The 24,430-nt window shown below is 58.1% G+C and carries 24 protein-coding genes and 2 pseudogenes; 16 read left to right on the forward strand and 10 right to left on the reverse strand.

Translation table 11 applies throughout. From position 1 onward, the window contains the following. The 4 genes and pseudogenes from QLG09_RS15425 to QLG09_RS15440 all read left to right on the forward strand — a co-directional run. Nucleotides 1–327: pseudogene (locus QLG09_RS15425) on the forward strand (type VI secretion system tip protein VgrG); the annotation flags it as partial. A gap of 240 nt (nucleotides 328–567) precedes the next feature. Beyond that, entirely contained in the window at nucleotides 568–1,017 is a 450-nt protein-coding gene (gene tssE / locus QLG09_RS15430; RefSeq protein ID WP_020884756.1) for a type VI secretion system baseplate subunit TssE, read from the forward strand. A gap of 90 nt (nucleotides 1,018–1,107) precedes the next feature. Beyond that, nucleotides 1,108–1,452, forward strand: coding sequence for a hypothetical protein (locus tag QLG09_RS15435; protein WP_108648482.1), 345 nt, complete (start codon nucleotides 1,108–1,110; stop codon nucleotides 1,450–1,452). 87 nt (nucleotides 1,453–1,539) lie between these two features. After that, entirely contained in the window at nucleotides 1,540–2,931 is a 1,392-nt protein-coding gene (locus QLG09_RS15440) for a VasL domain-containing protein (protein ID WP_282489039.1), read from the forward strand. Nucleotides 2,932–3,195: 264 nt separating this feature from the next. Here QLG09_RS15440 and QLG09_RS15445 read toward each other — a convergent pair whose 3' ends face one another. Genes QLG09_RS15445 through hpxO form a run of 3 tightly spaced genes read right to left on the reverse strand, consistent with a single transcriptional unit; the run spans nucleotide 3,196 to nucleotide 6,365 of the window. After that, nucleotides 3,196–4,146, reverse strand: a complete 951-nt coding sequence (locus QLG09_RS15445) for a PDR/VanB family oxidoreductase (protein ID WP_282489040.1) — start codon at nucleotides 4,144–4,146, stop codon at nucleotides 3,196–3,198. Between the two features lie 12 nt (nucleotides 4,147–4,158). Further along, nucleotides 4,159–5,193 carry a molybdenum cofactor-independent xanthine hydroxylase subunit HpxD gene (gene hpxD, locus QLG09_RS15450; RefSeq protein WP_282489041.1) on the reverse strand — a complete coding sequence of 345 codons (1,035 nt, stop codon included), beginning with the start codon at nucleotides 5,191–5,193 and terminating at the stop codon, nucleotides 4,159–4,161. 17 nt (nucleotides 5,194–5,210) lie between these two features. Next, on the reverse strand, nucleotides 5,211–6,365 hold the full coding sequence (gene hpxO / locus QLG09_RS15455; protein WP_134179245.1) for an FAD-dependent urate hydroxylase HpxO: 1,155 nt from the start codon (nucleotides 6,363–6,365) through the stop codon (nucleotides 5,211–5,213). 242 nt (nucleotides 6,366–6,607) lie between these two features. On the opposite strand from hpxO, the gene uraD reads away from it, so the two are divergent. Together uraD and uraH are read left to right on the forward strand one after the other, a co-directional pair. Beyond that, nucleotides 6,608–7,108, forward strand: coding sequence for a 2-oxo-4-hydroxy-4-carboxy-5-ureidoimidazoline decarboxylase (gene uraD / locus QLG09_RS15460; protein WP_134179244.1), 501 nt, complete (start codon nucleotides 6,608–6,610; stop codon nucleotides 7,106–7,108). Beyond that, nucleotides 7,105–7,428: a hydroxyisourate hydrolase gene (gene uraH, locus QLG09_RS15465; protein ID WP_113656759.1), complete on the forward strand. Its 324-nt coding sequence runs from the start codon at nucleotides 7,105–7,107 to the stop codon at nucleotides 7,426–7,428. Before uraD ends, uraH begins: the two co-directional genes overlap by 4 nt. On the opposite strand, the gene guaD is transcribed toward uraH, so the two are convergent. Together guaD and QLG09_RS15475 are read right to left on the reverse strand one after the other, a co-directional pair. Next, complete coding sequence (guaD, locus tag QLG09_RS15470) at nucleotides 7,408–8,727, reverse strand: guanine deaminase (protein WP_282489042.1); 1,320 nt, start codon at nucleotides 8,725–8,727, stop codon at nucleotides 7,408–7,410. The two genes, uraH and guaD, sit on opposite strands and share 21 nt — an antisense overlap. Before the next feature lie 99 nt (nucleotides 8,728–8,826). Continuing rightward, complete coding sequence (locus QLG09_RS15475) at nucleotides 8,827–10,323, reverse strand: NCS1 family nucleobase:cation symporter-1 (protein ID WP_014169461.1); 1,497 nt, start codon at nucleotides 10,321–10,323, stop codon at nucleotides 8,827–8,829. Between the two features lie 144 nt (nucleotides 10,324–10,467). Here QLG09_RS15475 and QLG09_RS15480 point away from each other — a divergent pair, with 144 nt between their 5' ends. The 3 genes and pseudogenes from QLG09_RS15480 (at nucleotide 10,468) to puuE (ending at nucleotide 12,874) form a co-directional block, all read left to right on the forward strand. Next, nucleotides 10,468–11,184, forward strand: coding sequence for a GntR family transcriptional regulator (locus tag QLG09_RS15480; protein ID WP_134179242.1), 717 nt, complete (start codon nucleotides 10,468–10,470; stop codon nucleotides 11,182–11,184). Then, a pseudogene (locus QLG09_RS15485) lies at nucleotides 11,184–11,926 on the forward strand (aspartate/glutamate racemase family protein); the annotation flags it as partial. The gene QLG09_RS15480 and the pseudogene QLG09_RS15485, both read left to right, overlap by 1 nt. 15 nt (nucleotides 11,927–11,941) lie before the next feature. Further along, a complete protein-coding gene (puuE, locus tag QLG09_RS15490) occupies nucleotides 11,942–12,874 on the forward strand; it encodes an allantoinase PuuE (protein WP_020884745.1) in 933 nt (310 codons plus the stop codon). 90 nt (nucleotides 12,875–12,964) lie between these two features. Here puuE and hpxZ read toward each other — a convergent pair whose 3' ends face one another. From hpxZ to hpxW, 4 genes are read right to left on the reverse strand one after another with little or no spacing between them, the layout of a single operon-like run. Then, entirely contained in the window at nucleotides 12,965–13,351 is a 387-nt protein-coding gene (gene hpxZ, locus QLG09_RS15495) for an oxalurate catabolism protein HpxZ (RefSeq protein ID WP_032677834.1), read from the reverse strand. After that, entirely contained in the window at nucleotides 13,348–14,745 is a 1,398-nt protein-coding gene (locus tag QLG09_RS15500; protein ID WP_282489043.1) for an AtzE family amidohydrolase, read from the reverse strand. The genes hpxZ and QLG09_RS15500 overlap by 4 nt, the downstream gene beginning before the upstream one ends. Next, nucleotides 14,742–14,930 carry an oxalurate catabolism protein HpxX gene (hpxX, locus tag QLG09_RS15505; protein ID WP_086532707.1) on the reverse strand — a complete coding sequence of 63 codons (189 nt, stop codon included), beginning with the start codon at nucleotides 14,928–14,930 and terminating at the stop codon, nucleotides 14,742–14,744. Before hpxX ends, QLG09_RS15500 begins: the two co-directional genes overlap by 4 nt. A gap of 10 nt (nucleotides 14,931–14,940) precedes the next feature. Next, a complete protein-coding gene (gene hpxW / locus QLG09_RS15510; RefSeq protein ID WP_228175685.1) occupies nucleotides 14,941–16,524 on the reverse strand; it encodes an oxamate amidohydrolase in 1,584 nt (527 codons plus the stop codon). A gap of 153 nt (nucleotides 16,525–16,677) precedes the next feature. On the opposite strand from hpxW, the gene hpxU reads away from it, so the two are divergent. From hpxU to hpxK, 7 genes are all read left to right on the forward strand, one after another. Further along, nucleotides 16,678–17,517 (forward strand): MurR/RpiR family transcriptional regulator HpxU, encoded by an 840-nt coding sequence (gene hpxU, locus QLG09_RS15515; RefSeq protein ID WP_020884740.1) that lies wholly within the window; start codon nucleotides 16,678–16,680, stop codon nucleotides 17,515–17,517. 192 nt (nucleotides 17,518–17,709) lie between these two features. Then, nucleotides 17,710–18,492, forward strand: coding sequence for a transporter substrate-binding domain-containing protein (locus QLG09_RS15520; protein ID WP_020884739.1), 783 nt, complete (start codon nucleotides 17,710–17,712; stop codon nucleotides 18,490–18,492). Nucleotides 18,493–18,496: 4 nt separating this feature from the next. Next, nucleotides 18,497–19,162, forward strand: a complete 666-nt coding sequence (locus tag QLG09_RS15525; RefSeq protein WP_014169471.1) for an amino acid ABC transporter permease — start codon at nucleotides 18,497–18,499, stop codon at nucleotides 19,160–19,162. Continuing rightward, nucleotides 19,162–19,818 carry an amino acid ABC transporter permease gene (locus tag QLG09_RS15530; protein ID WP_049023415.1) on the forward strand — a complete coding sequence of 219 codons (657 nt, stop codon included), beginning with the start codon at nucleotides 19,162–19,164 and terminating at the stop codon, nucleotides 19,816–19,818. Before QLG09_RS15525 ends, QLG09_RS15530 begins: the two co-directional genes overlap by 1 nt. After that, nucleotides 19,799–20,536, forward strand: a complete 738-nt coding sequence (locus tag QLG09_RS15535) for an amino acid ABC transporter ATP-binding protein (protein ID WP_032677837.1) — start codon at nucleotides 19,799–19,801, stop codon at nucleotides 20,534–20,536. Before QLG09_RS15530 ends, QLG09_RS15535 begins: the two co-directional genes overlap by 20 nt. A gap of 13 nt (nucleotides 20,537–20,549) precedes the next feature. Then, nucleotides 20,550–21,791, forward strand: coding sequence for an alanine--glyoxylate aminotransferase family protein (locus tag QLG09_RS15540; protein WP_014169474.1), 1,242 nt, complete (start codon nucleotides 20,550–20,552; stop codon nucleotides 21,789–21,791). Next, nucleotides 21,788–23,029, forward strand: a complete 1,242-nt coding sequence (gene hpxK, locus QLG09_RS15545) for an allantoate amidohydrolase (RefSeq protein ID WP_032677839.1) — start codon at nucleotides 21,788–21,790, stop codon at nucleotides 23,027–23,029. The genes QLG09_RS15540 and hpxK overlap by 4 nt, the downstream gene beginning before the upstream one ends. Here hpxK and QLG09_RS15550 read toward each other — a convergent pair. Beyond that, the gene (locus QLG09_RS15550; RefSeq protein WP_032677840.1) at nucleotides 23,026–24,141 is read right to left on the reverse strand and encodes an ABC transporter ATP-binding protein; all 1,116 of its coding nucleotides are present in this window, start codon (nucleotides 24,139–24,141) and stop codon (nucleotides 23,026–23,028) included. The two genes, hpxK and QLG09_RS15550, sit on opposite strands and share 4 nt — an antisense overlap. Nucleotides 24,142–24,430 lie beyond the last annotated feature (289 nt).

Raw genomic sequence — 24,430 nt, forward strand, 5'->3', positions numbered from 1 at the left:
ACTGGCGTACGGTGATGGACGACGTGCGCGGTCTGGATACGTACATACTGGCCGATTAACTACCAGTTTGATGTGCGCCTGCCCTACAGCGAGCCGTCGGGTCTGTTTGACGGTGCGGCAGAGTCGGTCTGGGATGTACGAACCTGGCACACCCTTGCCACCGGCACGGTAGCAACGCGGGATTACAACTACCGGACAGCCTCCACACTGATGGATGCGACGGTCAGCGTGCGTAACGACGCGGTCACCACCGGAAAGTATTACCGCTACTCAGCGCCTTATCGTGACGCAGGTGATGACACCAGCCCGGAGCCGGAGACCGAATCCATTACATTTCTGGCAACATCTATAAAACCAAAGCACTCTTCAGTAATCTTTGGCCTGGTTATTATCTTTATGCTTTATTCTTGGTATGGAACAAATCCACTTCGAGTAATATTGATATTTTGTTCCTCATTACCTGCTTGTTCAATAATTATTTTGCAAAAAAAATCCTTAAAAGAAACATAAGGTAATTCACATCCCTTAGAATCTAAACCTCTATCATTTAAAATAATTTGCTATATTATGAATCAAAAAACGCCCTCTTTATATGAAATTCTTACCGGCAACTTTACAGGGGATCTTCCCCTTGAAGTTGTAAACGAAGAAGACCAGGTCATTTTATCTGTACTGGATAACATCCAGCGTATTTTGAACGCCCGAGCCGGGACCATATCCCATTTACCAGATTATGGTTTGCCGGACATGACCAAAATTCTGCAAGGCATGCCGGGTACAGCCCACGAGCTGATCGATACGCTGGCCGGTGTCCTGCTCAAGTATGAACCCCGTTTGCAGTCCCTCAATGTAACTTTACTTGAACAGCACGTGCCAGGAGAGTTGCGTTATGCCATTGATGCTGAGCTTAAGGGCATTGGCCTCGTACGTTACGGCACCGAGTTTATGCCCGAAGGACGCGTGATGCTGAGGCACCTGAAGCAACAGCAGTATCTCGATACCGCAATTCGTATGTAAGGCCAGGCAGCTTTCATCAGTTCCAACACACAGTAAGAGTCAGGCCGATATTGCAGATTTTTGCCAGCGAATGCGCAGCTTCAGGAGCAAATGGACGCGTGGCTGGAGGGTACCGGATTGAACGAGGGGACGCTGAATACATCCGTTACGGATCTGCTGGTGGAGTACGGGGCTCTTGAGATTACCGATATCTTTCTGTGTGTAGATGACCAGTCTGTGAAATTGACACCAGTATTTTTGTACGGCCAGGGCGTGACCGGATGCGTGGAAGTGACCCTTCATGCAGAAGGCTGCGTGATCTCTCTGGGGCGCCTGTTCATACGGGCAGGTCATTTCAGTGACTGGACCTTTAATCCCCCGGGGATGTTGCTGCGCACAGTACAACCTTTTGATCAAAGTACTTCTTTTTGTCTGGTTTTAGCGCTTCTTTCATAGCTATTAACCTGGCAGTACCAGCAGACTTGTGGTGAAGCTGCATAAACAGGAAGTACAGCACCGCAACCTTCATTTGGATATTCAGCCATGAATGACATCAATCCACGAAAAATCAAAACCGGTGGCGATCCGCGCACGCTAGCGGATTATGCCACCCTGCGTGATGAACTGAGTAAACTGACACATCCGGCCCGTCCGGATGTGAACTGGCATTATGTCGAAAAACTCTGCCTTTCACTGTTTGAGCAAAACGGTGTGGAGTTACAGACGGCGGCCTGGTACACGCTGGCACGGACGCAACTGGCCGGCTTATTCGGCCTCAATGAAGGCCTGGCGATACTGGATGCGCTGATAAGCCATCAGTGGGGCACACTGTGGCCGCAGCCGGTACATGCCCGCATGGAAATCCTCAGCAGTCTGAACCAGCGTCTTCAGCAGCGGATGCGCTCGCTCCCGCTCAATTACAGCGACCTCAGACAACTGTATCGGGCTGAGCAACTGCTTGGCAGTCTGGGGGAGGTGCTTCAACGTCTGGAGCTTAAGCATCTGAGCCAGCTCGATACGTTGCGTTCCCTGATGCACAACAGTGCTGTCCGGCTGGAAAACAGCAACGATACAACCGGTACCGGGTCGAATATTCACTCTGGGATTGTCCTGCCTGCCACCGTAAAGAATGGTGCAGTCATATCAACAGGCTCCCATACCGGTAGTCTCTCTGAAGAGACCCCAGCGCCAGACAGCCCAGTGAAGTGGGTATTCGTTGCACAGCCAGAACACCACGCAAATGTGGAAGTACTGACGGCAATGCCCACTCAGGTAAAAAAGTGGAAATCCTTCGCTGCCGGAATGTGTACCATGCTGATAATAAGTACGGGCGCAGTGTGGAGCTGGCAATTTCTTCACCGGCCAGACCCGCTACAGACTCAGCTTGCTGCCTCACTGGCTCCGTTACCTGCACCTCTCGCGCCTGAAAAACTGGATATGTTGCGTCAGCAATCTCCGTCATCACAAACAATGATAGAACAAACACAGCAGCAGCTTGCCCGACTGGATAAATTGCCTCCTGACTGGAGTATTACTTACAGCCGAAAACTTACAGAACAGGCTCAGGTGCTGTGGCCGGAGCAAGCAAAACCCCTGATACAACAGTGGCAGCAACACCTTAATGCTGCCGCATTACCGGTAGAACAGCTCAATGGCTGGTATAAGGGAATGTCAACGCTACAAAAATTGAGTGACCGGCTGAACGGGCTTGATGAGCAGAAAGGCAAATACATGACGGTCAGTGAACTGAAGTCCGTTGTATTTTCCGTCCGGCAGTCTTTTAACCAGTCCATTCCGGCTGAAGAGCAACTGCGTATCTTGTCCGAAAATCCTCCTGGTGTACCTTTACCTGCAGCTGCGAGATCTCAGTTGGAGATGCATCTGAAACAACTGGCAGCCCAATATGCTGAAATAAAACGGAATGCATCAGAGTAAATCCATCGTTAAGATACTTTAAAACTCGTCATTATGACGGGAAGTTTCACGGATATTTCCCCCTTTTAAGATGATGACGTGTCAGGCCAGTTATGCTGCCATGAGGGATCGTTTTATCGTCTGGTCTGCTGTTTTTTGGGGTGATATCGGTGATTATGGACATGCTTTTTTCTCCGAAACCCTGTATGCCATTTGTTTTGACTATCCGTGGATCCCGCCAAATTTAAACACCCTGCGATAGCAATATCGCAGGGTGTTTTCGTTCTACAACCCAATCACCAGTTCCCCTGAATGGCTTCGCGAGCAGCACAGCGCCACCTGCTGGTCTGCCGCGCTTTTCTCCGCCTCCGACTGCACGCTATCCCGGTGATCCACTACGCCGTCGATAACCGGCGTCAGACAGGCGCCGCAAATCCCCATTTCACAGGAGAGCGGTACCGCCACGCCGTTTTCCAGCAGCACCTGCGCGATAGTTTTGTCCGCCGGCACTGGCCAGCGCTCGCCGGTTGATGCCAGCTTGACTGTAAAAATCTCGCCCGTTTCATTACAGTCGGCGGGCATAACGGGCTGGAATGCTTCGCTGTGAAGATTGCTCTCCGCCCAGCCTCTCGTGAGGGCGACCTGATACACTTTCTCCATAAAGCCTGCCGGCCCGCAGACCCAGGCGTGGAAACCGGGCGCTGGCGTGGGCATGTGCTCAGCCAGCGCAGTGCGCGGGCTGATGGTATGGATGACACACTCGCCGTGTTTAAATTGCATGAGTTCACGTGCAAACGCCGCGTTGCCATGCTCTTTAACGTAATAGTGCAGCGTAAACGGGGTGCCGGAAGCCTCCAGCTGCCGGGCCATCGCATACAAGGGCGTTATGCCTATCCCTGCCGCCAGCAGCAAGAAGCGTTCAGCCTCGTGCAGCGCAAACAGATTGCGCGGTGAGGAGATAAACAGTTTCTGCCCCGGACGTAGCGTCTCGTGAACATAGCGTGACCCGCCGCGCGAGGCGGTTTCACGTCCTACGCAAATAAGATAGCTCTCGCTGTCGCTTGCCCCGGTCAGCGAATACTGGCGAACCAGCCCGCAGGGCAGATGCACGTCAATGTGCGCCCCGGGCTGCCAGCCCGGCAGGGCTTCACCGCATTCTGACACCAGCCTGACGGCGAGACTCTTATCCCCCTCACGCCAGAGACCGTCGACAATAACGCTTAATATTTCGCTCATCACGTTCCTCCGTCACACCAGGAAAAACTCGCCGAAGCCCATCTTTTTCAGCCCCCGGCGGTAGGCAATCGAGCTTTTATCCGCAGGGATGTGGGCTTCCAGAGTCAGATCCAGCGGCAGGCTTTCCGGGCGCTGCGTCTCAACCATCAGGCGGTCTTCTTCAAAAATACGCAAATTGAAGGCGTGCACTTCCTCTACCGGAATATGCAGGTCAAAGTTGCGCGCGATAGGGGCGAACATGCGGGTTACCCGTGAAGAGACGGGCGAGGCGGCATTCATGATTTCCAGCCTGGCTTCCCCCGGAAAATGGATCGTCAGCGTGGCGGTAAACGGTAAATGCATTTCAAAATGACGCAGCCACTGGAAGCCTTCCGGGGCCTGGACATCGGAGCTGGCGGGGTAGTTGCTCACCGAGCTCCAGTAATCGGCAACAAAGCCAAACGGCGTCTCCTGGGGCTGATAATGGGGAACCAGCGGATTATTGGGGTCAGCAAAGGTGTCAGTGTGGATCCAGGCAAAATGCGCCACGTCCAGAAACCCTTCCACCTGACGGCCGGCGAAGCCATTCACCTCAAACGCCGGGCAGTTGATCTGCTGAAATCCGTCGTTATCCCAGTGCGGCATGGTGGGCAGCGGCATTGGGTTATCCGGATCAAACGCCAGGCAGGTCCAGATCAACCCAAAGCGCTCCTCCACGGCATAGTTAATCAGGTTAAGCTTCGCGGGAACCGGCTGGTCAGGGCTGGACGGAATGCGGTTGCAGCGTCCATCTTCACCAAAGCGTAAGCCATGATAAGGGCAGATAATCCCGTGTTCATCGTGAAAGCCCAGCGTCAGCGGTACGCCGCGGTGCGGGCAAACGTCCCGGGCGACCACAACCTGGTCTTTGACGCGGTAGATAACCAGTTGTTCGTCGAGCAGGGTGGCTTTGACCGGTGCCGCGCCGATGTCGCAGGCGCGAGCAACCGGATGCCAGCATTTTGCCAGACGCAGCCAGTCCTCTGGCTCAAACGTACAATGGGCGGGTGGAGTCGGTTGTATTTTCATGGTTGTCCCTCTCGCGTTCAGCCTAAAGGCCCGGCCTGAATGGTGTCGCACAGACCGTTAATGATGCGCTCTCCGGTCTCCTCTTTGAGCTCCTGGTACCAGGCCCGGGTCAATGCCATGTCTTTGCCATGCGTGATATCACAGCGTTTACGGGCCTTAAGCACCAGGTCGCGGACCCGGTCACAGCGCAGCGCTTCGTACTGCCGCAACGCCAGTGCGATGTTGTGGTTCTCGCGCAGGCAGTCACCCAGCACCACGGCGTCCTCCATCGCCGCGCATCCGCCCTGGCCGATATCCGGCGTGGTGCTGTGCGCGGCATCGCCAAGAAGCGCCACGTTGCCGCGCACCAGGGTGTCGAACGGTTCAATGTCGTGGATTTCGATACGGTTGGTGGTCCCGGGATCCAGCACGGCGATGAGCTTCTGCACCGGTGGCGCCCAGCCGCGGAAGTAGCCCGTGAGATCGGCGCGAAGGGTAGTGCGATCTTCCGCCAGCCCGAGGGGGAGCGGAACATCAAAAAAGAAATAGAAGCGCCCGCCGGCGACGGGCATCAGCGAAACGCGCTTGCCCTCGCCGACGAAGGTGGTCCACTGGTGCGCAGGGGCAATCTCTTCATCAATCTTCACCAGCCCGTTCCAGTTGACGTAACCGGCGTAGCGGCGCTCGGGCGTATAGCCCAGCACGTACGGGCGAACCGCGGAGTGACTGCCATCGGCGGCAATCAGGAAATCCCCCGTCGCGGTAGTACCGTCGGTGAAGGTGACGGTGACGCCAGCCGCGTCCTCACGGACGCTTTCAACGCGTTTGCCGAACTGAACGTTCTCGTGCCCCCAGAAGTTCAGCATTTCGCGCTGCAGTTCCGTACGCGACACGGGGCAGGGGCGACCGCCCGTGCGCTCGACCAGCGGGGCAAGGCTAAAGCGGGTGAGGGTATCGCCGCGCCGGTGATCCTTATAGGCCATAAAGCGCATGGGGCCGCCGTAGGTCTCGATGATGTCGCCCATCCCGAGGTGCTGCATGCATTTCACCCCATTGGGCCAGATGGAGATTGCCGCACCGACGGGCTTCATCTCTTTCACGGCCTCAAACACGGTACAGTCGATTCCCGCCTTCTTCAGCGCTACAGCGGCGCTCAGGCCGCCAATGCCCGCGCCAATAACGATTGCTCTCATGCTTCTCTCCTTTTGCAGGGTGTAAAAAGGGAAGAGCAATTTGCGTACCAGGCTGCAGAGTGGCGAAAAGCGCGTTGTATGGGGTGGTTTTGCACTGCTAAGGTGCGCAAACGCGGTGAGAATGCCTTTTTATGAATCAATAATTTCCTGTTGTGCGATCCGGAATCGACTGTTTCATGGGGGATGGCAAGAGTGGCGTAGTTTGTGCAAAGCGAGAAAACGACGATATGACGGGAGCGAGTATGATTGCATTGCAAACTTTTAATCAACTGAGCCACGAAGAGGCGCTCGCGCGGTTGCAGCCCTGCGTGGCGTTGCCCGACTGGGCCGATGCGCTGGTGCAGGGGCGGCCCTATTTACACCGCAAAGCACTGTTCGACGCCGCCCGGGCGCTGGCACAAACCTGGGATGAAACGGCGCTTACGCAGGCCCTGAATGCGCACCCGCGAATTGGTGAGAAACCGACGGGAGCCCAGGCGGAGGCGATGCTTTCGCGCCAGGAGCAGGGTGCCGTCGACAACCGCGACAGGCAGCTGGCACAGGCACTGCAGGAAGGGAACGCTCGCTACGAGGCCCGTTTTGGACGCGTGTTTTTAATCCGCGCGAAAGGCCGTAGCGGTGAGGAGATTTTACGCGCCCTGAACGCCCGGCTGGAAAACAGCGATGCGCAGGAGGTACAGGCCGCACTGGAACAGCTGTGGGAAATTACGCTGCTTCGGCTGGAAGGAGTCATTGACGAATGAGTACGTTAAGCACACATATTCTTGATATTTCGACGGGAAAACCGGCGCAGGGCGTAAGGGTTTGTCTTGAGCAGGACGGCGTCGTATTGGCCACTGCTTTCACTAACGCCCAGGGGCGTATCACCGCGTTTATCCCTTTCCTGTCAGCAGGACGTTACCGGCTGGTGGCCGAGATTGGGGCTTGGTTCACCGAAACCGGCCGCGACACGCTTTACCCCTGCGCACAGATCGATTTTGTGACGGGAGAAACGGCAGACGAGCACTTCCACCTGCCGTTTGTGATTGCGCCGGGCGGGTGGTCAACCTACCGCGGCAGTTGACCACACCTGCACACCGTTGACCCAGGTCTCGCTAATATTGCGCTCGTCGCCCAGGGTCATCAGCACAAACAGCTGCTCATAAATGTCCTGACAGCGCCGGTTACGCAGGCGCTGTAGCGGCGTAACGGCCGGGTCGATGACGATAAAATCGGCCTCTTTGCCGGGGGCGAAATTGCCAATCTTATCGTCCAGCCTCAGGGCGTGAGCACCGCCCAGCGTGGCGTGATAAAACGCTTCGCTGGCGCGCAGGCGGTAGCTCTGCAGCTGACCCACCTTGTACGCCTCCCCGAGGGTGCGCAGCATGCTGAAGGTGGTTCCGGCACCCACATCGGTGCCAATGCCCATACGCACCTGGTGTTGCCAGCAGGCGGGTAAGCGGAACAGTCCGCTGCCAAGAAACAGGTTCGAGGTGGGGCAAAATGCCACCGCCGAGCCGGTATCGTGCAGACAGCGCCATTCACTCTCATGGAGGTGGATCCCATGGGCAAACACGCTGCGTTCGCCGGTCAGCCCGTAATGATGATACACATCCAGATAACGTTCATGTTCCGGCCACAGATCGCTTACCCAGGCCACTTCATTTGGGTTTTCGCTCAGATGGGTCTGCATCCAGGTGTCGGGAAACTCCTCTCTGAGCAGGCTGACCGCGGCCAGCAGTTCCGGTGAGGAGGTCGGGGCAAAGCGTGGCGTAATGGCGTAGCCCAACCGTCCACGGTGGTGCCAGCGCTGGATCAACTCGCGCGTCTGCCGGTAGCTCTCTTTCGCGGTTTCACTCAGGTAGGCAGGCGTGTGGCGGTCCATCATCACCTTCCCGGCGATAAGGCGCATGTTAAGGCGCAGGGCCTCGGTGAACAGCGCCTCGACCGATTCAGGATGCAGCGTACAATACACCAGCGCGGTGGTGGTGCCGTGGCTGACCAGTTGGTTGATGAAAAACGCCGCAATCTCTTTCGCATAGGCCTCATCGGCAAACTGGCTTTCTACCGGGAACGTGTACGTGGTCAGCCACTCCAGCAGCTGCTCACCAAAAGCGCCAATCATCTCCGTCTGCGGGTAATGGACGTGGGTATCGACAAAACCCGGGAGCAGCAGTTTGCCGCGCAGGTCGGTGTACCCTTTATAGGGATCAAGATACTGCTCGCCCTCCTGCCAGGCCATCTGCGCCAGAATTTTGCCGTCATGGATGAACAACAGCCCGTCTTCAAGGTAGCGCGCCTGTTGGGCGATAACGTCTGCACTGTCGCAGACCCGGGCAATATCAAAAAATGCACCGCGGATCGCAGTCTGGTAGTCCATCATGATTCCTGCCTTAGTGTTTGCGTAGCGGGGTGATGAGACTGAGCAAAAACGGTGCCAGAATGAAAAAGGCCGCAGAGGAACTGCGGCCCGGAGGAAGGGTTACTCTTTTTGCGTCGCCACGCGGGGGCTGAACGACGAGGCGTCTGCCGCTTCACGCTCTTCCCGCGCCAGCCAGCGGTAGGTGACCCCGCCCAGGAAGACACCGATAAACCAGCTAAAATTTGCCACTTCATGCAGGGAGGGAATAAAGCTTATCACCAGTCCAACGGCAACGGATGGCACCAGCGCGCCGATGGCTTTCGGGTTGAAACCGTTGCGATACCAGTATTTGCCTTTTGGCGTGTCATCAAACAGATCGTCTACGGAGACCTTGCCGCGCTTAATCAGGTAAAAATCGGCAATCAGAATCCCGAACAGCGGGCCAATAAACGCCCCGAGCACGTCCAGAGTGTAGTGGATAAGCTCCGGCGAGTTAAACAGGTTCCACGGGGTTAACAGGATAGAGCCGACGGCGGCGATCATCCCCCCGGTGCGGAAGCTGATTTTTTGCGGTGAACAGTTAGAGAAATCAAACGCCGGGGAGACGAAGTTCGCCACGATGTTGATCCCGATGGTGGCGGTGATCATGGTCAGCAAGCCAATGGCCACCGCCAGATCGTTGCCCACACGGCTGACGGTTTCAATCGGGTCAGTGATCATGCGGCCAAACAGCGATTGCGTACCCGACACAATCACCACGGTAACGATGGAGAACAGCAGGAAGTTAAACGGCAGACCCCAACGGTTACCGCGGCGGATCTCTCCCATGCTTTTACCGTAGCGGGAGAAGTCACCAAAATTGAGCAGCGGGCCGGAGAAGTAAGAGACCACCAGCGCCGTGGCGGTGATCATCTGCCAGGTCTGCTCACCGGCGCTCAGGGATTTGCTGGCGAGGGTAAAGGAGATGCCGTCAAAACCGGTCTTGTATACAATCCATCCCGCCAGCGCCAGCATCACTACGTAGACCGCCGGACCGGCGATATCAATAAAGCGCTTAATGGCGCTCATGCCGTGCCAGAAGACCATCGCCTGCAGCACCCACATGATAGCGAAACAGATCCAGCCAAGATGCGACAGGCCCAGGAACGAACCGGTGGTGAGCGTCGCGAGTGAAGGCCAGAACTTAAGCGCCACCAGCATCAGCGCGTTGGCGGCCAGGTAGGTCTGAATGCCGTACCATGCGAAAGCAATCAGCCCGCGGATCACCGCCGGAATATTGGCCCCGAAAACGCCAAATGCCTGACGGCAAATCACCGCGTAGGGTACGCCTGCCATTTGACTCGGTTTCGCCACCAGGTTGGCGCACAACTGCACAATGCAAATCCCTATCAGCAGGCAGAGCAAGACCTGCCAGCTTGCCAGCCCGAGTGTAAAGAAGCTCGCGGCAACAACATAACCCCCCATGCTGTGGACGTCCGACATCCAGAAAGAAAAGATGTTGTACCAGCTCCAGTTCTGGTCACGCGTCGGTGCCAGATCCTCATTGCAAAGCCGTGGGCTGTAAACCGCACCGGAATCAGCGGCCGTACCGTGCTGCGCGTTTTGTCTGTTTGGCATGAAACCTGCTCCTGTGAATGAAAACCCGTTAAGTGGGAGTGCAGACGGTGTTGCAGGATCCAGGCCAAAATAATAAATCTTGTATGCAATATTTTATTTTTATGTATACGATTCGATAGCGAAAAGTAAAAATCGGAGTGGTTAATGAACAACATAAACAGCCTGCAGACCGCGCCAGACCTGCATGACAAAGATGAATCTATCTTTCAGGCGCTGATGACCGCGATAGTCGAACATCAGTTGCTCCCGGGAAGTAAATTGCCTGAAGAGGCGCTGGCTGAGGTCTTCGGCGTGAGCCGCACCGGTATTCGCAAGGTGCTGCAACGACTCGCCGCTGTGCAAATGGTCACCTTAACGCCCAAACGTGGTGCACACGTGGCCAGCCCGACGGTAGAAGAAGCGCAGCAGATCTTCCGCACGCGCGCTCTGCTTGAGGTGGCTAACCTGCCGGACGTGCTGGACCACTGTCAGCCGCCGCATCTGGCTGCACTGGAAGGGATTATTCGCCAGGAGCAGCAGGCGCACGAAGCGTATGACGGCCCCGCCGCAATCCGCCACTCCGCCAATTTCCATATTCAGCTTCAGGCCATTTCAGGCAATCAGGTGCTGACAGAGATGGTGACCGGACTGAGCCAGCGGTCGTCGCTGGTGATCGCAGCCTGGGGCGCGCCGTGGCGTCAGGGCTGCCGCTGCAATGACCACGAGCAACTGGTGGAACTCTTGCGCCAGAAGGCGCTCCAGCCCCTGAGTGAGGCCTTAATGCACCATTTTGAACATATTGTCGCCAGTCTCTGTTTCGAACGGGCCGGTGAGTGCCTGCCTGATTTTGCCCGGCTGTTCGCCAGCCACAAGGAGTCGTAATGTCGTCTGTTTGTATACAAGTGATTAACCCCAACACCAGCCTCGCGATGACGGAAACCATCGGCACCGCAGCCCGCGCGGTAGCAGCACCGGGAACGGAGATCCTCGCCGTCTGCCCGAGCGCAGGTGTGCCCTCGATAGAAGGTCATTTTGATGAGGCCATCGCCGCCGTGGGCGTTCTCGAACAGATAAAACGCGGACGGCAACAGGGCGTGGATGGACACGTGATTGCCTGCTTTGGTGACCCCGGCCTGCTGGCGGCGCGCGAGCTGGCGCAGGGGCCGGTCATCGGTATCGCAGAAGCTGCGATGCATATGGCCACGCTGGTGGCAACACGCTTTTCCGTTGTGACTACGCTGCCTCGCACGCGGATTATCGCCCGCCATCTTTTGCACCAGTATGGTTTCCAGGACCACTGTGCAGCCCTGCATGCCATCGATCTGCCGGTGCTGGCACTGGAAGACGGTAGCGGCCTGGCTCAGGAGAAGGTGCGCGCGCGCTGCATCCAGGCGCTGAAAGAAGATGGCTGCGGCGCGATTGTGCTCGGCTGCGGTGGAATGGCGACGCTGGCGCAGGAGCTGACGCGCGAGCTGCACGTGCCGGTGATCGACGGCGTCAGTGCGGCGGTGAAAATGGTCGAGTCGCTGGTGGCGCTGGGGCTGTCAACCAGCAAGCACGGGGACCTGGCTTTCCCGGAGAAAAAAGCGTTGAGCGGACACTTTCAGGCACTGAATCCATTTTAATTGAGGGGGTGATAATGGCGCTTTTTAACGAAGATTATCCGCGGGACTTACGCGGCTATGCAGGCAAGCCGCCGCACGCGCAGTGGCCGAACCAGGCGCGCATCGCCGTGCAGTTTGTACTCAATTACGAAGAAGGGGCGGAAAACCACGTTCTGCACGGTGATGCCGGCTCAGAACAATTCCTCTCGGACATCATCGGTGCGGCCAGTTATCCGGACAGACACATGTCGATGGACTCCCTCTATGAATACGGCAGCCGCGCTGGGTTCTGGCGGATCCATAACGAATTCTGCAAGCGTGGCCTGCCGCTGACGGTCTTTGGCGTGGCAATGGCGCTGGCGCGACATCCCGATATCGTTGACGCCATCAAAGCGGCTGATTATGACGTGGTTAGCCACGGCTGGCGCTGGATCCACTATCAAAGTATGGATATCAACCAGGAGCGCGAGCACCTGCACAAGGCGGTGCATGTCCTGACTGACCTGTTTGGCAAACCGCCTGCCGGCTGGTACACCGGGCGTGACAGCCCAAACACCCGCCAGCTGGTAGTGGAGCATGGGGGCTTTGACTATGACAGCGACTACTATGGCGACGATTTACCGTTCTGGACGCAAGTGGCGTGCAGCGACGGCACGCGCAAACCCCACCTGATTGTGCCGTATACGCTGGATGCCAACGACATGCGCTTCGCGACCGCGCAGGGGTTCAACACCGCCGAGCAGTTTTATACCTACCTGAAAGACAGCTTTGACGTGTTGTACGAAGAAGGGGAACGTGCGCCGAAGATGATGTCCATCGGCATGCATTGCCGCCTGCTGGGGCGTCCGGGGCGTTTTCGTGCTTTGCAGCGGTTCCTCGATTACCTTGCGCAGCACGATCGGGTATGGGTCTGTACCCGCCAGCAGATAGCCGATCACTGGCGTGAAGTGCACCCGTTCCAACAATAACGGTCCAGCAGTGTGCCGGGCGGCGGTGACGCCTGTCCCGGCCTGCTGCTTATCTGATGGGAAAAGCGCCATCGGGCAGGGTTATTAACATTACGCCATCACGCTCACCTGCGCCGCCACAATTCGCCAGCCGTACGGGAAGCGTACCCATGTCTGCTGCTGGCGGCCAATCCGCTCCGTTCCTTCGCGGGTGAATTCGGTGCTACACACGGCGTAATCCTCTCCGAAGGTGGTGATTACCGTATGGCGCAACGTCCTTTGCAGGCCCGCGGACGGGCGCGCCGCCCGAAAGGCGCGGATTTCCTCAATGCCGTACAGGTTTTCGCCCGCACCGAGACGCACCGTGTTTTTGTCGTGCCAGAACAGCTCATCCAGCACCGGAATGTTGTTGCTTACCAGCGCGTCTTCATAGCGGTAAAAGGCTGCGGTCACTTCTGCAACGACCCACGGAAGGTTAATGTCATCGTGATTTATCATGGTGTCATCTCCGCCGGCCGGGCATCAGTTATTCCGCTTGCTTCCAGCACCCGCGCCACGCGCAGGCAGGCTTGCTCGTTAAACGGCGCGGCGATCAACTGCAGGCCAACAGGTCTGCCCTGAGCGGTGCGCAGCGGGACGGTGGTAACGGGTAAACCTAAAAACGAAATCGGCTGCGTCAGCATGCCCATGCTGGCGCGAACCGGTAACGGCTGGCCGTTGATCTCCATAATCTCTTCGCCAATCCGCGTTGCACTGCGCGGCGTGGCCGGGGCGATCAGCACGTCGGCCTGCGCAAACAACGCTTTAAACGCCTGTCGGGCCTGCGTGCGAAAACGCTGGGCCTGAATATACCAGGCAGAAGGGATCATCGCGCCGGCCAGCAGTCGTTCGCGCGAATGGGGTTCAAAACGCCCGGGCTCGCGGCGAAGCGCGGGCAGGTACTGATTTCCGCCTTCCGAGGCGCTGATGATAAACGCCGCGGAGCGGGCCAGCTCGGCATCGGGGAACTGCAGCGTTTCCTGCACGTCGAGGGCTTTTGCCACCCGCGCCACGGCGTCCCGCATGTCGCTGTCGCACCAGGTACTGAAATAGCCGTCGAGCACCGCGCAGCGCAAACCATCCAGACCGCGGTCGAGCAGGGGCCGGGTCTGCTCCCGGGAGCTCTCCGCCTGAAATCCGTCGCTGGTATCCCGACCCTGCAGTGCATCGTACACCGACGCCAGATCGCTCACGCGACGGGCAAACGGCCCGATGTGATCCAGACTGGCGACAAACGGATGGCTGCCGGCGCGTGACAGACGACCAAAAGTGGGCTTAAGACCGTATATTCCGCACAGGGAGGCCGGTACGCGAATCGACCCGTTGGTGTCGGTACCGAGCGAAAAATGGACCAGTCCGGCAGCGACCGCGGCGGCAGAGCCGCCGGACGATCCTCCGGCAATGCGCGTCACATCGTGCGGGTTACGCGTTGCGCCGTAGTAACTGTTTTCCGTCGTAAAGCCGTAGGCGTAGGCATCCATGTTGACCATCCCCGACAATAAGCCTCCGGCACTGCGCAGCTGGCGTACCGCAAAGCTGTCAGCGGTGGCGGGGGGGCGCTGGCTGAACAGCTCTGCACCGGCAAGGGTCGTATGCCCGGCGACGTCGAACAGGTTTTTCACCGCGTAGGGAATACCTGCCAGCGGCGGCAGGGGGCGTTTCTCCCGACGCAGGGTGTCGATATTCTCGGCTTCGGCCAGCATGCGTTCTTCCGTGACGGTGGTCCAGGCGTTGATATGGGGATTGATGCGCGTAATGGCTTCCAGGGTCTGGCGGGCGATGTCATGGGCGCTCAGGTCGCCTGCACTCAGCGCCTGCTGGATCTCACTGATACTCATCTCGTGTAGCGTCATGCTTTGTATACTCCTGCGATCTCCAGACGGTCATCAAGCGGCAGCGCCATCAGCGGGGCGGCCATCGCCGCGATACGGCAGAACTGCACATGGAGTTCTGCCCGGCTGGCGTCATCCAGCTCAACGCCCAGCACGGACTCCATTTGCGCCAGATAGGCATGCCAGTCAGGTTGTGTGGTATTCATCAGTCTCTCCTTAAAATCCGGCGGCGGCGCCGTTGCTGCGCGGGTCAAATGCCCCTTCAAACAGCCCGTTAGGATGGCGAACAATCGCACCCGCGTGGCCCATGGCTTCGCTGAAGGCCGGGAAGCACTCCACGTCGTGGCCCAGCGCCTGCAGGCGCGTGACGGTCTGCGGCGTAAAGCGGCCTTCCACCTTCAGGGTGTCGGATGTCTGTCCCCAGGTGCGCCCCAGTAACCAGCGCGGGCGGGCGATGCTCTCTTGCAGTGGTACCCCCTGCACCACATAGCGGGTAAACAGGGTGGCCTGGGTTTGCGGCTGGCCGTCACCGCCCATCGAGCCGTAGACCATGACGCGTCCGTCATGCAGACGCGCGGCTGCCGGGTTCAGGGTGTGGAACGGTTGTTTTCCTGGCGCAAGCGCCAGCAGGTGACGGGGATTGAGGCTGAATGAGGCTCCCCGGTTTTGCCAGACGATGCCGGTATCAGGCAGGACCACGCCGCTGCCGAACTCGTGATAAATGCTCTGGATAAACGACACGGCAAGACCGCTGTTATCCATCACCCCCATCCAGACCGTATCACCAGGGCCTTTGCCGCAGCCCCACGGTGCGGCCTGGTTATCATCGACCTGGTCGGCGAGGGCGGCCAGTGCGGCAGGATCCAGCAGACCCTGGATATCGGTTTTCAGCTCGCGCGGGTCGGTGATATGGGCATCGCGCAGACCAAACGCCAGTTTGGTGGCCTCTACAATGCGGTGAACGGTGGTCGCTTCGTCAGCATCGGCCATGGACAGGCGGTCGGTTATCCCGAGGATCGCCAGCGACACCAGCCCCTGCGTTGGCGGCGCAAGGTTCCACACTTCGCCCTGCTGATGCTGTAATTTCAGCGGCGTGGTGCGCCGGGCGACATGCGCGTTTAGGTCAGCCAGGGTGATGGGCAGCCCCAGCGTTGCCATGCCCCGGGCCAGATGCTCCGCCAGCGGGCCGCGATAAAAACTGTCCAGACCGTCATCTGCGAGGTGGGAGAGCGTGGAGGCCAGCGCCGGTTGATAAAACCGGCTGCCGACCTGCGGCGGTTTGCCGTCCGTCAGCCAGGTCTCCGCGAAGCCGGGCAGGTCCTTCAGTTCATCCAGCTTACTGGCCGTGGCGGCGGCCTGAGACGCGGTCACCGGCGTGCCGTTTCGGGCATAGTCAATGGCGTCTGCCAGCAGGCGATTCAGGGGAAGAGCGGTGCCCGTCAGCGTGCGCGAAACCTTCAGCGCTTCGTCCCAGCCGCTCACCGTTCCCGCCACGGTCAGCGCCGCGCGAGGCCCGCGATGGGGGATCTGAGAGACATCGTCATAGGCGGCAAGCGTCGCCAGTGAGCCTGCTGTGCCGCTGGCGTCAATGGCAACCGGTTCGCCGTCAGGCGGCACGATAAGCCAGAAACCGTCCCCACCGAGACCGTTCATGTGCGGGTAAACCACGGCAATGGTTGCGGCGGCGGCGACCATTGCTTCAATCGCGCTACCGCCTTCGCGCAGAATGGCCAGGGCGCTCTGGCTGGCAAGATGGTGGGGCGCCACGGCCATTCCGTGTACGGAGACATTACTTTGCATGGAGAGTCCTCATAACCCAAAAGTCACAAGGTGCTGCAAAAGCTGTTCCAGTTATGAATGAAAAGTTTCACGTCAGTCGTAACATAACGTTTTAAGAAGCTGGCATGCTTAATGAAAGGTATAGTGAGGTGAAACAAAAGTTACAGAGGCTTTATGGAACAGCTTGATGAACGTCTGAAAGCGCAATACGCGTCGTTGTCACCGCAGGAGCAACGGGTGGCTGATTTTATTTTTGATCATTTCGACGACCTCATTAGTTATAACAGCGCCGAGCTGGCGCAGCTGAGCGGGGTGTCGAAAGCCACGGTGAGCCGTCTGTTTAAGCGTCTGGGCTATGAGAAGTATAAAGAGATGCGCGACGAACTGCGCACGCTGCGCCAGAGCGGCATGCCGCTGACCGATAACCGCGATGCGGTGCAGGGCAACACTCTGCTGGCGCGGCATTATAAGCAGGAGATGGCAAACCTCACCCAGTGGGTCAACGCTCTGGATGCTCAGCAGTTTGCCGAGGCCATGGCCTCAATGGTGAAGGCACGGCGGATTGTGATTATCGGGATGCGCAACGCCTATCCGGCGGCGCTGCACCTGCGCCAGCAGCTGTTGCAGGCGCGCGGGCAGGTGCTGCTGCTGCCGCAGCCGGGGCAGAGTCTGAGCGAGGAACTGGTCGATCTCACGCCCGACGATCTGGTGATTATGATGGCGTTTCGCCGTCGCCCGCGGATCGTTCGGCCGCTGTTGCAGCAGCTTCAGCACAGCGGTATTCCGGTTCTGCTGATGTGTGAGCCGCAGGCGCACAGCCTGTTTCCGCTGACCAGCTGGCAGCTCTGCGCCCCGCTGGACAGCGTCTCGGCGTACGACAGCTACTCGTCGGTCAACAGTCTGATCAACCTGCTGGCTAACGCCTTCCTGCATGAAATCCTCGATAAAGGCCGTCCCCGGATCCACGATATCGCCTCCCTGTATCAGCAGCTGGACGAACTGGAACAGCGATAATGGGGCATCAGGCTGGTGCTTTGCATTAAAATAGTGCAGCAGAGCGGGGCGGAAAAGGGAGGTCTTTTCCGCCCCGCTCTCGTTTTATCAGGCCTTCAGAGAAAATTTCCCGTTTCGCTTCATCTGGCACATTAGTTGCAAAATCCAATTCAAAGAATCTTTTGTTTCATGTTAACGTTACGGGGAAGCACCATGAAAAAGTTATTGATTGCACTGACCGGGGCCGTCTGTCTGTTTGCAAACCTGCCAGCAAAAGCTGACCAGCTTCAGGATATTGAGAAACGCGGCACTCTTCGTATCGCCGTCCCGCAGGATTTTCCTCCGTTTGGTTCGGTCGGGACCGATCTCCAGCCGCAGGGCTACGACATTGACATGGCGCGCTATCTGGCAAAACAGATGAAGCTCAAGCTGCAGCTGGTGCCGGTGACCAGTGCCAACCGCGTGCCGTATCTGCAAACCGATAAGGTGGATCTGGTGATCTCAAGCCTCGGTAAAAACGCCGAGCGTGAAAAGGTGATCGATTTTAGCCGTGCCTATGCGCCGTTCTTCCTCGGCGTGTTCGGCCCGAAAGGGGCTGAGCTGAAAGATGCTGCTCAACTGAGTGGAAAAACCATTGGCGTGACGCGCGGCGCGGTGGAGGACATGGTGCTGACCAGCCTTGCGCCGAAAGATGCAGACGTCAAACGCTACGAAGACAATAACACCACGTTGTCGGCTTACCTGTCCGGTCAGGTCCAGTACGTGGCGACAGGTAATCTGGTCGTGGCGGCGATTTCCCGCCAGAACGCCGCCAAAGCCCCGGTTCCGAGCTTTATGCTGAAGGACTCGCCGTGCTTTATCGGGCTGAAAAAAAACGAACCGGCGCTGAAAGCGAAAGTTGATGCGGTGATCGAGCAGGGAATTAAAGACGGCACCCTGAATAGCCTCTCTGAGCAGTGGCTGAAAGCGCCGTTGCCGGCAAGCCTGGGCGTGTAAGGCGATGACAGAGCAACTCCATTTCTCTGCGCTCTGGCCGTACTGGCCGGCGCTGCTGGCAGGGCTGTGGGTCACCATTCAGCTGACGGTGATGGCAACCCTCGGCGGGCTGGCGATCGGTATTTTCGGGGCGGCGATTCGCAGCGGCCGGACGACGTGGTTCAGCCGGATCTGGGGCGGCTACGTGGAGATTATCCGCAACACGCCCTTTGTCGTGCAGCTGTTTTTCATTGTGTTCGGTCTGCCGAATCTGGGGCTGAAGATGACGGCAGGCGAAGCGGCGCTGCTGGCAATGGTCGTTAACCTGGGCGCGTACAGCACGGAGATTGTCCGTGCCGGTATTCAGGTTACGCCCAAAGGACAGTGGGAGGCCGGCCGCGTGCTGGGGCTTACCCGCCTGCAAACGTTTATACGCGTGGTGCTGCCACCGGCACTGCAGCGTATTTATCCGGCGCTGGTCAGCCAGTGCATTATCGTTATGCTCGGTTCGTCGGTGGTGTCGCAGGTCTCCTATGAAGAGCTGACTTTTGCCGCCAACCTGATTCAGTCAAGAACGTTCCTGAGCTTTGAGGTCTATCTGGTGACCACCGGAATTTACCTGGTGCTGTCAATTACCCTGCGCCAGCTAATGATGGCGGCAGGACGGAAGTGGCTGGGGGTACAGGCATGATGACCACCTTTACCGACTGGGACATTATTCGCAATCTGCTGCTCGCCGGACGCTGGACGGTGCTGCTATCGCTGGTGGCGTTTGTCGGCGGGGCGGCGGTAACGCTGCCGCTGTTGCTGTTGCGCCTCACGGGTGGGCGTACGGTAAAACGTCTTATCCGCGGCTATATCGAACTGTTTCAGGGCACGCCGCTGCTGATGCAACTATTCCTGGCCTTCTTCGGCGTGGCGCTGTTGGGTATCGATGTTTCGCCGTGGACCGCTGCGTCGCTGGCCCTGACGTTCTACACCAGCGCCTTTTTGCTTGATATCTGGTTTGGCAGTATTCGTGCGCTGCCGAAAGGGCAGTGGGAGGCGTCGCGCTGTCTGGGGCTGACCTTCGGCCAGACGCTGTTTCGCGTGGTGGCTCCCCAGGCGTTACGCATCGCCATCGCCCCAACGGTGGGGTTCGCCGTGCAGGTGGTTAAGGGGACCGCGCTGGCATCCATTATCGGTTTTATCGAGCTGACCAAGGCCGGGACGATGCTGACCAACGTGACCTATCAGCCGTTTAAAGTCTTTGCGCTGGTGGCGCTCGGCTACTTCATTCTGTGTTATCCGCTGTCGCGCTACAGCCGTTATCTGGAGACTAAATTCAATGCCTCTCATCACCATTAATCAGGTGCAGAAGTACTACGGCGATAACCACGTGCTCAAGGGCGTGGATCTGGACATCGACATGGGCCAGGTTATTTCAATTATCGGGCGCAGCGGTTCGGGTAAAAGCACGCTGTTGCGCTGCATTAACGGCCTCGAAGGGTATCAGGACGGCAGCATCAAGCTCGGCGGCATGACCATTACCGACCGGGATTCCCAGGCGCGTGAAATCAGTCGCTCGGTCGGCATGGTATTTCAGAACTTCAACCTTTTCCCGCACATGACGGCGATGGAAAACGTGATGCTCGCGCCACGTCGGGTGCTGAAGAAAAGCGCAGCAGAATGTCAGGCACTGGCGCAGCGCATGCTGGAGAAAGTCGGGCTGGGTGACCGTCTGGATTACTACCCATCAAGCCTCTCCGGCGGCCAGCAGCAGCGCGTGGCGATTGCCCGTGCTCTGGCGATGTCGCCTAAAGTTTTACTCTGTGACGAGATAACTTCCGCGCTCGATCCGGAACTGGTAGGCGAAGTGCTCAAGGTGCTGGAACAACTGGCCGCTGAGGGGATGACGCTGATCCTGGTGACCCATGAAATGAATTTTGCCCGCGAAGTGGGCGACCGCGTGGTGTTTATGCATCAGGGGCGCGTCTGGGAGCAGGGCGACAGCAAAACGCTGTTCGCTAACCCACAGACCACTGAGCTTAAACAGTTTATCTCCTCCGTGCGCGGCCTCAATTAACTAAGGACTAAAAATGGATATCGCTCAATTTCCGCAAATCAATCCGCCACAACGTCTGCTGATGGGGCCGGGGCCGATCAACGCCGATCCGCGCGTGCTGCGAGCCATGTCGAGCCAGCTTATCGGCCAGTACGATCCGGCGATGACCCACTACATGAACGACGTCATGGCACTCTACCGCGGCGTGTTCCGCACGGAAAACCGCTGGACGATGCTGGTGGACGGCACCTCCCGTGCGGGGATTGAAGCGATTCTGGTATCGGCCATTCGTCCGGGGGACAAAGTGCTGGTGCCCGTTTTTGGTCGCTTCGGCCATCTGCTGTGCGAAATTGCCCGCCGCTGCCGCGCAGAGGTCCACACCATTGAGGTACCGTGGGGTGAGGTGTTCACACCGGATCGGGTGGAAGATGCCATTAAACGCGTGCGTCCGCGCCTGCTGTTAACCGTGCAGGGGGATACGTCCACCACCATGCTGCAGCCGCTTGCGGAACTCGGGGCAATCTGCCGTCGTTACGATGTCCTGTTTTATACCGATGCTACCGCGTCGCTCGGCGGCAACGCCCTGGAGACCGATGCCTGGGGACTGGATGCGGTCTCGGCGGGGATGCAGAAATGTCTTGGCGGTCCGTCCGGCACCTCGCCTGTTACCCTGAGCCCGCGGATGGAAGAGGCAATCCGTCGCCGCAAATGCATCGAAGAGGGGATCCGTACCGATGCCCATCGCGACGGCGACGAAGAGATGATTTACTCCAACTATTTCGACCTCGGCATGGTGATGGATTACTGGGGACCCGAGCGTCTGAACCACCACACCGAAGCGACCACCGCGCTGTTTGGCGCCCGCGAATGTGCCCGCCTCATTCTGCAGGAAGGGCTGGATAACGGTATCGCCCGCCACAAGCTGCACGGGGATGCGCTGCTGAAAGGTATTCAGGCGATGGGGCTCGAGACCTTCGGCGACCTCAGGCACAAGATGAACAACGTGCTGGGCGTGCTTATCCCTCAGGGCGTAAACGGTGACCAGGTGCGTAAACTGATGCTGGAGGATTTCGGCATTGAAATCGGTACTTCGTTTGGTCCGCTGCACGGCAAAGTGTGGCGTATTGGCACCATGGGCTATAACGCGCGTAAAGACTGCGTGATGACCACCCTGAGTGCGCTGGAGTCGGTACTGAACTACCTGAAGTTTTCCACTACGCAGGGTGCCGCGATGCAGGCCGCGTGGGATCATTACCGCACTGAGACGGCGCTATGAATCACGCGACACGCCAGCAGGCGGCAGAACGTGTGATGGCCCGCGCCGATGCGCTGGCCGCCATCAGCGAAACCCAGGATTCCCTTACCCGCGTGTACCTCTCTGCCCAGCATCTGCAGGCTAACCAGCTGGTCGGGCAGTGGATGAACCAGGCGGGCATGACCGTCTGGCAGGACAGCGTGGGGAATATCTGCGGACGTTATGAAGGCGAGCAGGAGGGCGCACCGGCGGTATTGCTTGGCTCGCATCTGGATACCGTGCGCAATGCCGGACGCTACGACGGGATGCTGGGGGTGCTGGCGGCCATTGAAGTCGTTGACAGCCTGCACCAGCAGGGAAAACGGCTGGCGCAGGCCGTTGAGATTGTCGGCTTTTGCGATGAAGAGGGTACCCGCTTTGGTATCACGCTGTTGGGCAGCCGCGCCCTGACGGGCACCTGGCCTGTGGGCTGGCTCGACACGTGCGATCCCAGAGGTATCAGCGTGGCGCAGGCGATGGTACAGGCAGGGTTAGATCCCAGCCGTGTCGCGATGGCCGCCCGACGCCCGGATGATTTCAGCGCCTGTCTGGAGCTGCATATTGAACAAGGACCGTGTCTGGAACAGGCCGGTCTGGCGCTGGGCGTGGTTGAAGCCATTAACGGCGCGCGTCGTCTGAACTGCCGCTTCACCGGTGAGGCCGGCCACGCCGGGACCGTGCCGATGGCGCATCGTAAGGACGCGCTGGCCGCCGCCGCCGAATGGATGGTGCTGATTGAAAACACCACCCGTCAGTATGGCGGCAACCTGGTGGCCACGGTGGGTGAGTTGCGCTGTCTGCCTGGTGCGGTAAACGTCATCCCCGGCGAGGTCGCGCTCTCGTTAGATATTCGCGGCCCGCAGGATGCGCCGCTTGACCTTCTGCTTACTGCACTGCTGACGCAGGCGCAGGCGATAGCGGCCCGTCGCGGAATACATTTTGCAGCCGACGAATTTTACCGAATCGCCGCCACGCCATGCGATACACGTCTGCAGGCGCTGCTGGCGGAGGCTGTAGAATCGGTGCAGGGGAAGACATTATCGCTGCCGAGCGGTGCCGGTCATGACACCATCGCCCTGGCGGAGCGCTGGCCGGTAGGGATGTTGTTTGTGCGGTGTAAGGGAGGCGTCAGCCACCATCCGGCGGAATCGGTGATGGCTGAGGATGTCGCGCTGGCGGTTGATGCCTTTACGCGTGCGGTGATGCGTCTGGCGGGTTAAGCGACCGAGCGTACCGCTTCATCGATGTCGGCACTCACCCGCACATCCTGCTCGTTAAACACCATGCAGTGGCGATCATCAAAAGCCACATCAATTTGCTGCCACGGTGCGAATTTCACATCGCCCGGCAGCAAAATCTTCACATTGTCATGGCCGTAGCACTGACCAAAGAGGTAGGTGTTGTTGCCCAGACGCTCAACCACTTCACAGTTAAACGTCAGCCGCGTGCCGTGGCGGAGATCGGTGGTTAAATGTTCCGGACGGATGCCCAGCGTCACCGGGCTGCCTGTGTTCAACGGTGTGGTGGTCAGGGCCAGTGTGAGTGTCTTCTGCTGGGATAATCTCACCGTCAGCTCACCCGGTTGCCAGGCCTCTACCGTTGCCGGCAGGAAATTCATCTTCGGCGAGCCGATAAACCCGGCCACGAACTTGTTCGCCGGTTTGTAGTAGAGTTCCATCGGCGCGCCCATCTGCTCAACCTTTCCGTAGTTCATCACCACAATTTTATCAGCCAGGGTCATCGCTTCTATCTGGTCGTGGGTGACATACACCATGGTGGTTTTCAGTTCCTGGTGCAGACGGGCAAGGTGCAGACGCATCTCCACGCGCAGCTCGGCATCCAGGTTGGAGAGCGGTTCGTCGAACATAAAGACCCGCGGATTACGTACGATGGCGCGGCCAATGGCCACACGCTGGCGCTGGCCGCCGGAAAGCTGCTTAGGTTTGCGATCCAGAAGATGGGAAAGCTGCAGCGTTTTGGCCACCATCTCGACCTGATGGCGGATCTGATCTTTCGGCACCTTATTGACCTTCAGGCCGTAGCCCATGTTTTCGGCCACCGTCATATGTGGGTAGAGCGCATAGGACTGAAACACCATCGCCACGCCGCGGTGGGAGGGGGCAACGTCGTTCATCACCTCGTCACCAATCAACACTTCCCCTTCGCTAATGTCCTCCAGTCCGGCAATCATGCGCAGCATTGTCGATTTACCGCAGCCGGAAGGACCGACAAAGACGGCAAACTCACCGTCTTCAATCTCAAGATTCACGTTGTGCAAGGTTACGGTGTCGCCAAAGCGTTTGGTGACATTCCTCAATTGTATGTTCGACATCTGTATTCCCCGAGTAAACCGCCGCGTATGTATTACGTATAACAATTATTTGCTACATGGCTGGACGGTGCAATTTGTCTGCTCTGACTATAACTTCCAGTATTCACGCACCCTATACCGATATTCCATTAATGTTATGACGATCACACAACTTACAGTTTTTTGTAGAGTTATCATGATGTGAAGGGTAGCGTATACCAAACCAAAGGCATTTGATGTTATACGTTGTACGCCAGTGTTAGTCGGTTTTCTGGCGAAGGTGTATGGCGGTGAAATGCAATAACAACCA

Source organism: Enterobacter sp. V89_11 (genome assembly GCF_029967775.1).
In the GTDB taxonomy this organism is placed as follows: Bacteria; Pseudomonadota; Gammaproteobacteria; order Enterobacterales; family Enterobacteriaceae; genus Enterobacter; species Enterobacter ludwigii.

Excerpts from the sequence above, each read along its gene's own strand:
- QLG09_RS15550 (WP_032677840.1), bottom strand. The coding sequence starts at position 24,141 with ATGTCGAACATACAATTGAGGAATGTCACCAAACGCTTTGGCGACACC.
- QLG09_RS15500 (WP_282489043.1), bottom strand. The coding sequence starts at position 14,745 with ATGACGCTACACGAGATGAGTATCAGTGAGATCCAGCAGGCGCTGAGT.
- QLG09_RS15540 (WP_014169474.1), top strand. The coding sequence starts at position 20,550 with ATGGATATCGCTCAATTTCCGCAAATCAATCCGCCACAACGTCTGCTG.
- hpxX (WP_086532707.1), bottom strand. The coding sequence starts at position 14,930 with ATGAATACCACACAACCTGACTGGCATGCCTATCTGGCGCAAATGGAG.
- uraD (WP_134179244.1), top strand. The coding sequence starts at position 6,608 with ATGATTGCATTGCAAACTTTTAATCAACTGAGCCACGAAGAGGCGCTC.
- QLG09_RS15525 (WP_014169471.1), top strand. The coding sequence starts at position 18,497 with ATGACAGAGCAACTCCATTTCTCTGCGCTCTGGCCGTACTGGCCGGCG.
- hpxZ (WP_032677834.1), bottom strand. The coding sequence starts at position 13,351 with ATGATAAATCACGATGACATTAACCTTCCGTGGGTCGTTGCAGAAGTG.
- QLG09_RS15530 (WP_049023415.1), top strand. The coding sequence starts at position 19,162 with ATGACCACCTTTACCGACTGGGACATTATTCGCAATCTGCTGCTCGCC.
- hpxD (WP_282489041.1), bottom strand. The coding sequence starts at position 5,193 with ATGAAAATACAACCGACTCCACCCGCCCATTGTACGTTTGAGCCAGAG.
- hpxK (WP_032677839.1), top strand. The coding sequence starts at position 21,788 with ATGAATCACGCGACACGCCAGCAGGCGGCAGAACGTGTGATGGCCCGC.
- uraH (WP_113656759.1), top strand. The coding sequence starts at position 7,105 with ATGAGTACGTTAAGCACACATATTCTTGATATTTCGACGGGAAAACCG.
- QLG09_RS15475 (WP_014169461.1), bottom strand. The coding sequence starts at position 10,323 with ATGCCAAACAGACAAAACGCGCAGCACGGTACGGCCGCTGATTCCGGT.
- QLG09_RS15445 (WP_282489040.1), bottom strand. The coding sequence starts at position 4,146 with ATGAGCGAAATATTAAGCGTTATTGTCGACGGTCTCTGGCGTGAGGGG.
- hpxU (WP_020884740.1), top strand. The coding sequence starts at position 16,678 with ATGGAACAGCTTGATGAACGTCTGAAAGCGCAATACGCGTCGTTGTCA.
- hpxO (WP_134179245.1), bottom strand. The coding sequence starts at position 6,365 with ATGAGAGCAATCGTTATTGGCGCGGGCATTGGCGGCCTGAGCGCCGCT.
- QLG09_RS15520 (WP_020884739.1), top strand. The coding sequence starts at position 17,710 with ATGAAAAAGTTATTGATTGCACTGACCGGGGCCGTCTGTCTGTTTGCA.
- QLG09_RS15535 (WP_032677837.1), top strand. The coding sequence starts at position 19,799 with ATGCCTCTCATCACCATTAATCAGGTGCAGAAGTACTACGGCGATAAC.
- QLG09_RS15435 (WP_108648482.1), top strand. The coding sequence starts at position 1,108 with ATGGACGCGTGGCTGGAGGGTACCGGATTGAACGAGGGGACGCTGAAT.
- hpxW (WP_228175685.1), bottom strand. The coding sequence starts at position 16,524 with ATGCAAAGTAATGTCTCCGTACACGGAATGGCCGTGGCGCCCCACCAT.
- QLG09_RS15440 (WP_282489039.1), top strand. The coding sequence starts at position 1,540 with ATGAATGACATCAATCCACGAAAAATCAAAACCGGTGGCGATCCGCGC.
- QLG09_RS15480 (WP_134179242.1), top strand. The coding sequence starts at position 10,468 with ATGAACAACATAAACAGCCTGCAGACCGCGCCAGACCTGCATGACAAA.
- tssE (WP_020884756.1), top strand. The coding sequence starts at position 568 with ATGAATCAAAAAACGCCCTCTTTATATGAAATTCTTACCGGCAACTTT.
- guaD (WP_282489042.1), bottom strand. The coding sequence starts at position 8,727 with ATGATGGACTACCAGACTGCGATCCGCGGTGCATTTTTTGATATTGCC.
- puuE (WP_020884745.1), top strand. The coding sequence starts at position 11,942 with ATGGCGCTTTTTAACGAAGATTATCCGCGGGACTTACGCGGCTATGCA.